General features: G+C 62.8%; 5 protein-coding genes. All 5 read left to right on the forward strand.

Going from position 1 to position 6,342, the window contains the following annotated elements:
• The first annotated feature begins 19 nt into the window (after positions 1 to 19).
• From GSQ89_RS35005 to poxB, 5 genes are read left to right on the forward strand one after another with little or no spacing between them, the layout of a single operon-like run.
• A complete protein-coding gene (locus GSQ89_RS35005) occupies positions 20 to 499 on the forward strand; it encodes a RidA family protein (protein ID WP_158932740.1) in 480 nt (159 codons plus the stop codon).
• A complete protein-coding gene (locus tag GSQ89_RS35010) occupies positions 496 to 1,896 on the forward strand; it encodes an amidase family protein (RefSeq protein WP_158932741.1) in 1,401 nt (466 codons plus the stop codon). Before GSQ89_RS35005 ends, GSQ89_RS35010 begins: the two co-directional genes overlap by 4 nt.
• Before the next feature lie 22 nt (positions 1,897 to 1,918).
• Entirely contained in the window at positions 1,919 to 3,103 is a 1,185-nt protein-coding gene (locus GSQ89_RS35015; protein ID WP_254073528.1) for an alpha/beta fold hydrolase, read from the forward strand.
• Positions 3,104 to 3,158: 55 nt separating this feature from the next.
• Positions 3,159 to 4,562 carry a trypsin-like peptidase domain-containing protein gene (locus GSQ89_RS35020; protein WP_158932742.1) on the forward strand — a complete coding sequence of 468 codons (1,404 nt, stop codon included), beginning with the start codon at positions 3,159 to 3,161 and terminating at the stop codon, positions 4,560 to 4,562.
• Between the two features lie 25 nt (positions 4,563 to 4,587).
• Positions 4,588 to 6,318, forward strand: a complete 1,731-nt coding sequence (poxB, locus tag GSQ89_RS35025) for a ubiquinone-dependent pyruvate dehydrogenase (protein ID WP_158932743.1) — start codon at positions 4,588 to 4,590, stop codon at positions 6,316 to 6,318.
• Positions 6,319 to 6,342 lie beyond the last annotated feature (24 nt).

The following is a 6,342-nucleotide window of genomic DNA, read 5'->3' on the forward strand; positions in this document are numbered from 1 at the left end:
GCCCTTCAAGGAAGTGGTCATGACCGTCGTCGCAAAACGTCTCGAAGAATTGGGCATCAGGCTTCCGCACCCCGCCGCCGCGGTCGCCAATTACGTCGGCTTCACCCGCGTCGGCGCATTGTTATTCGTTTCGGGTCAGTTGCTATTCGGCCCCAATGGCAAAGTCGCAGCCGCCCACATCGGCAAGCTCGGCCCTCACTCTTCTATCGAAACCGTCAGCCAGGCAGCGCGGGTTTGCGCCATCAACCTGATCGCCCAGGCGCAAGCGGCGGTCGATGATCTCGACCGTATCGCCCAGGTCGTCCGGCTTGGTGGCTTCTTCAACGTCGGAACCAGCTTCGATCCTTTGTCGCAAGCGATGAACGGCGCCTCCGACCTGATGGCCGAGGTGTTCGCACAACGCGGACGTCACGCGCGTTCGGCCGTCGGCGTCGCACATCTGCCGTTTAACGCACTCGTCGAAATCGAGGCGATTTTTGAGGTCGGAAGCGAATCATGACCGAACTCTGGTGCCTCCCCGCCACTGAACTCGCCCACCTTGTCCGCACCCGCCAAGTCTCCGCCCGGCAGGCCGCCGAGGCCGCGCTGCAACGCCTGGATGCCGTCAACCCGAGGATCAATGCGATCGTCGAGCACCAGCCGGAACGAGTGCGAGAACAGGCAGATAGGGTGGACCGGATGGTCGCCCATGGCGACGACCCAGGCCCGCTGGCCGGCGTCCCGGTGACGGTAAAAATCAACACCGACCAGGCAGGGTTCGCCACCACCAATGGCACCCGCCTGCAAAAAGACCTGATGGCACACGCCAACAGCCCGGCCGTCGATAATCTGGTGCGGGCCGGCGCGGTCCTTCTGGGCCGCAGCAACGCACCCGCCTTCGCCCTGCGCTGGTTCACCAGCAATCTGCTGTATGGCAACACACGCAATCCGCGCGACGCATCACTGACGCCAGGCGGGTCAACCGGCGGCGGAGCGGCAGCCGTGGCAGCCGGGATCGGTCACCTCGCCGTCGGCACCGACATTGGCGGATCACTCCGCTATCCTGCCTACGCGTGCGGCGTCCACGGACTGCGTCCAACGCTCGGCCGCGTGCCAGCCTACAACGCATCCTCGCCCGAGCACGCCATCGGCCCCCAACTGATGTCCGCAACCGGCCCGATCGCCCGCACGATCGAGGATCTTCGCGTTGCCCTTGCAGCCCTGTCGGCGCCCGATCCTCGCGACCCCTGGTGGGTACCGGCGCCGCTGGAAGGCCCGGCTGTCCCGCTTCACGCCGTGATGTGCCTGCGTCCAGGTGGGTTGCACATCGCGAAGGAGGTCGAGGCAGCCGTATTGGACGCCGGAAGGCGACTTGCCGACGCCGGATGGAAAGTCGAAGAGATCGAGGACACGCCGTCACTACAGGCCGCCGCCGAGGTGCAACAGGCCCTATGGCTAGGTGACGGATACGCGGCCCAGGCCGATGCGGCCGCGCGTGATGGCGATCCCGGCGCGCTGGCGGTCATTGCGGGGGTTCGCGCCAAAGCCGAGGCTTACCCCGCCGATGTCGTCGCCCAAATATTGGTGAAACGCGCCACCCTGGCGCGCGAATGGCGCCTGTTCCTGACCAAATATCCTGTACTGCTGCTACCGGTTTCAGCCGAATTGCCGTTCCCCGATGGGCTCGACCTACAAAGCGCCGAAAGTTTCCAACGTGTCTGGCAAGCGCAGCTCATCTTGAGGGCACTGCCGGCTATAGGCCTGCCTGGCCTGACCGTCTCCACCAACCTCATCGGCTCCGTTCCGGTTGGCTTACAAATCGTCGCCGGCCATTATCGGGAGGATCTGTGTCTGCGCGCGGGCAAAGCGATCGAGGCCCGTGGCACACCGCCCTCTCCCGTCGATCCGGCAGTATAGTCTGACAGCCCCACGACAATAAATGCGCAACAACCTGTCAGTCATTGACGAAAATATTCAGCAACCCTGGAAAAGAAAACGCCTTCATCTCCCGCTAACCTGGCGAACGTCAACGATCGAACCAAGGAGACTCTCGAAAATGAGTACAATCCAGACAACCGAAGACATCAACCATCAACGCCGGCGCTTCTTTGGCACCGCGGCTATGACCATCGCCGCCACCCAGATCGGTCTGATCGGTGCGGCATCGGCACAACCCAGCAAGGCAAAATCACCGAGCGTGCCCGCGGTCAGGCCGGGATCGCATACGTCGTTTGCCTCGATAAAGCAGGTCAATGCCGGCCTGCTGAATGTCGGATACGCCGAAGCGGGTCCCGCCGACGGTCCCGTGGTCATTCTTCTGCACGGCTGGCCATACGATATCCACAGCTTCGCCGATGTCACACCCTTGCTGGCATCGCAGGGCTATCGGGTGATCGTTCCCTATGTGCGTGGCTGCGGGTCGACCCGATTCCTTTCCAACGAAACGTTCCGGAATGGCCAGCAGGCGGCGGTCGCCATCGATACCATCGATTTCATGGATGCTCTCAAGATCGACAAGGCGATCCTTGGCGGCTTCGATTGGGGCGGCCGGACGGCCGACATCGTCGCGGCGCTGTGGCCCGAGCGCTGCAAGGCGCTGGTCGCCGTCAGTGGCTATCTGATCGGCGGGCTGGAAGCCAACAAGGCGCCGCTGCCGCCCGCGGCCGAATACCAGTGGTGGTACCAATACTACTTCGCCACGGATCGCGGCGTGCTGGGCTACGAGAAATACCGGCACGACTTTGGCAAGCTTATCTGGCAGATCGCCTCCCCGCGATGGGAGTTCGACGATGCCACCTACAACCGCACCGCGGAATCGTTCAACAACCCGGACTACGTTGCCATCGTGATCCACAATTACCGCTGGCGGCTGAGCGTCGCCAAGGGCGATCCGCGATACGACACCCTGGAAAACAAGCTTGCCGCGGGTCCTGTCATCACCGTGCCCACGATTACCCTGGAAGGTGACGCCAACGGCGCGCCGCACGCGGACGGCAGTGCTTATCGCAAGAAATACGCCGGCAAGTACGAACACCGGATCATCAACGGCGGCATCGGACACAACCTGCCCCAGGAAGCACCTCAGGCTTTTGCCCAGGCCGTGGTCGACGTCGACAGATTCTAGGCACCGTGGGTGTTCCGAACGGCAGATCCGCCGTTCGGAACACAGGAGAATATCCATGTTCCGATCCACAACCTGCGTTCTGGCATCGATAGCGACAGTGTTTCTAGCAGGGACCCATCCGGTCGCCGCGCAGCAGATGCCGACGATGCAAACGGCCGAACGCAATCTGATCCAACACCTGCTGCCGTCGATCGTTGCCATCAACGTACGCAAGGACGCGGAACAAACGGGATCAGGGATGGACGCTGCCGGCACCGACACGAAAACCCTTCGGACATTCGGCTCTGGTTTCGTCATCGACCCGTCCGGCCTCATCGCCACGAACACACATGTCATACGCGGCGCCTGGCAAATCGACGTGACGTTCGCCGATGGCACCCAGGTGCCGGCGCATCTTGTCGACCAGGCTCGGTTGATCGACGTCGCCCTGATAAAGGTCGATGTCGGCCACACGTTGCCCGCCCTGGAATGGGGTGACAGCAGCAAACTGGAAGTCGGCGATCCCGTGTTCGCCGTTGGAAATTCTCTTGGCATCGGGATATCGGTCAGCGGCGGGATTGTCAGCGGCCTCAACCGCGACATCATGGACAGCCCATACGACGACTTCATCCAAACCGATGCGGCCATCAACCACGGCAACTCCGGTGGCCCACTCTTCAACATGAAAGGCCAGGTTGTCGGAATCGACTCCGCGATCATCTCCTCCACCACCGCATGGAGCGGCATAGGCTTCGCCATTCCGTCGCACAGCGCGAAGATGGTCATCGACCGGCTGATGAACAATGATCAGCGCCGCCCAGGCTGGATCGGTGTCAAGCTTCAGCAGCTAACCCCCGAAATGGCGCAGGCGCTCGGGATGAAGCAGGCCCGGGGATCCATCGTCGCAAATCTCGCGCCCAATGGCCCGGCGGATAAGGCAGGTCTGCGCCCCGGCGACGTCGTTCTTCATCTCGCCGGGGCGCCGCCGACAGATCAACGAGCACTGCTGCGCGCGATCACCAGCGCACCAACCGGACAAACCATCACGCTCGTCGTTTGGCGAGACGGAAAGGAACAGAGCCTGGATATTCCGGTCCAACAATGGCCACGCCGTCAATGGGATGGGCTCGATACGGCGGCAACCACGCCCAAGGCGCCTCACCAGATCCCACCCGATCTCGGCCTGGCCCTGGCCGCCCTGGACGACACCAACCGCGCCCGTTTCGGCCTCGACCTGAACCAGGCGGGCGTCCTGATAACCGGCGTGGCGGCCGACACCGACGCCACGGAGCATGGCCTCGAACCGGGGAACGTCATTTTGCGCGTGCAGGAAACGACCGTCTCCACCCCCCAGGACGTCCAAGCCGCGCTCGCGAAGGCTCGGGCTGAGGACAGGCAATTCGTCCTCGTGCTGATGGCGGCAAAACCTCACGACAGAGCGGGAGCCGAGTGGGTCACGCTACGTGTCGCCTACGACTGACCAAATCCCTCACAGGAGTAAATCCATGACCACCGTTGCCGAACAATTTGCCGAAATCCTCGCCGCGGCCGGCGTCAAGCGCATCTATGGCATCGTCGGGGACAGCCTGAACGGATTGACCGACGCCATTCGCAAGCAGGGCAAAATCGAGTGGCTGCACGTCCGTCACGAAGAGGTCGCGGCTTTCGCCGCCGGCGCCGAGGCGCACCTGACCGGCTCCCTCACCGTTTGCGCCGGAAGCTGCGGCCCGGGCAATCTGCATCTCATCAACGGCCTGTTCGATTGCCACCGCTCACGCGTCCCGGTTCTCGCGATCGCGGCCCATATCCCGTCGGGCGAGATCGGTTCGGGCTACTTCCAGGAAACCCACCCGGAGACTCTGTTCAAGGAATGCAGCCACTACTGCGAACTCGTGTCGGGTGCCGACCAGATGCCGCGCGCCGTCGAGATCGCCATTCGTGAGGCAGTCGGCAAGCGCGGCGTCTCGGTGATTGTCATGCCTGGCAACGTGGCGCTGCAGCACGCCGTGGACGCGCCACCGCCAACGTTCGCCAACCTGATTCCGCCCGCTCCCGTCACCGTACCGCAACCCGCCGACCTGCGGTTTCTCGCCGATTTGCTGAACCATGCCGGGCCCGTCACGCTGCTGTGCGGTTCGGGTTGTGCCGGTGCCCATGATCAGCTTCTGGCCCTCGGCGAGAAGCTCAAGAGCCCGATGGTCCACGCACTCAGAGGCAAGGAACACGTCGAATGGGACAATCCTTATAGTGTCGGCATGACCGGGCTGATCGGATTTTCGTCCGGTTACTATGCCATGAACGATTGCGACCTATTGCTGATGCTGGGTACCGACTTTCCCTATCGGCAGTTCTTCCCCAAGGGTTCGGCACGCATCTTGCAAATCGATATCAGGCCAGAACAACTCGGCCGGCGTGCACCAATCGCCCATGGTTTCGTAGGTGACATCGCCGCGACCCTGGACGCGTTACTGCCATTGTTGCAGGAAAAACCAGATCGACAGTTCCTCGACCAGGCCACCGAGCACTATCGGAAGACACGCAAGAGCCTCGACGAACTCGCGGTCGGTAATCCGGGCAAGAAGCTCATCCATCCGCAGCAGGTCGCCAAGGCACTCAGCGACTTTGCCACCGATGATGCCGTTTTCACCTGCGATGTTGGCCTGCCGACCGTTTGGGCGGCCCGCTACCTGGCGATGAACGGCAAACGCCGGCTGATCGGCTCGTTCTGGCACGGGTCCATGGCCAATGCGATGGCGCAGGCGATCGGCGCGCAGGCGGCCTTTCCGAAGCGCCAGGTGATCTCGATGTCCGGCGACGGCGGCTTCACCATGCTGATGGGCGATTTCCTCAGCCTTGCGCAACTCGGCCTGCCGGTGAAGGTCGTCGTGTTCAACAACGGCACACTCGGTTTCATCGAGCTGGAACAGAAGTCGACCGGATTTCTCGACTTCGGCACCGCGTTCAAAAACCCGGACTTCTCCGCGATGGCAGAGGCAGCCGGCATCCGCGGCATCCGGCTGGAGGACGCGGCCGACGTGGAGCCGGGCATCAGAGCCGCCCTGGCCCATGACGGCCCGGTGCTGGTCGATGCCGTGGTGAACCGCCAGGAACTTGCCATGCCACCCAAGATCAACGCCGAGATGGCCAAGGGATTCACCCTCTACATGGTCAAGGCGATCATGAACGGCCGGTCCGATGAGGTGATCGACATGGGCCTCAGCAATTTGTGGCGGTAATGCGAGGATGGCCGCGCTGCTTTA

It is taken from the genome of Acidisphaera sp. S103 (genome assembly GCF_009765975.1).
GTDB lineage: Bacteria > Pseudomonadota > Alphaproteobacteria > Acetobacterales > Acetobacteraceae > Rhodopila.

What these genes read in the sequence shown, in the direction of transcription:
- GSQ89_RS35005 (WP_158932740.1), top strand. Translation starts at nt 20, where the DNA reads ATGACCGTCGTCGCAAAACGTCTCGAAGAATTGGGCATCAGGCTTCCG.
- GSQ89_RS35010 (WP_158932741.1), top strand. Translation starts at nt 496, where the DNA reads ATGACCGAACTCTGGTGCCTCCCCGCCACTGAACTCGCCCACCTTGTC.
- GSQ89_RS35015 (WP_254073528.1), top strand. Translation starts at nt 1,919, where the DNA reads ATGCGCAACAACCTGTCAGTCATTGACGAAAATATTCAGCAACCCTGG.
- GSQ89_RS35020 (WP_158932742.1), top strand. Translation starts at nt 3,159, where the DNA reads ATGTTCCGATCCACAACCTGCGTTCTGGCATCGATAGCGACAGTGTTT.
- poxB (WP_158932743.1), top strand. Translation starts at nt 4,588, where the DNA reads ATGACCACCGTTGCCGAACAATTTGCCGAAATCCTCGCCGCGGCCGGC.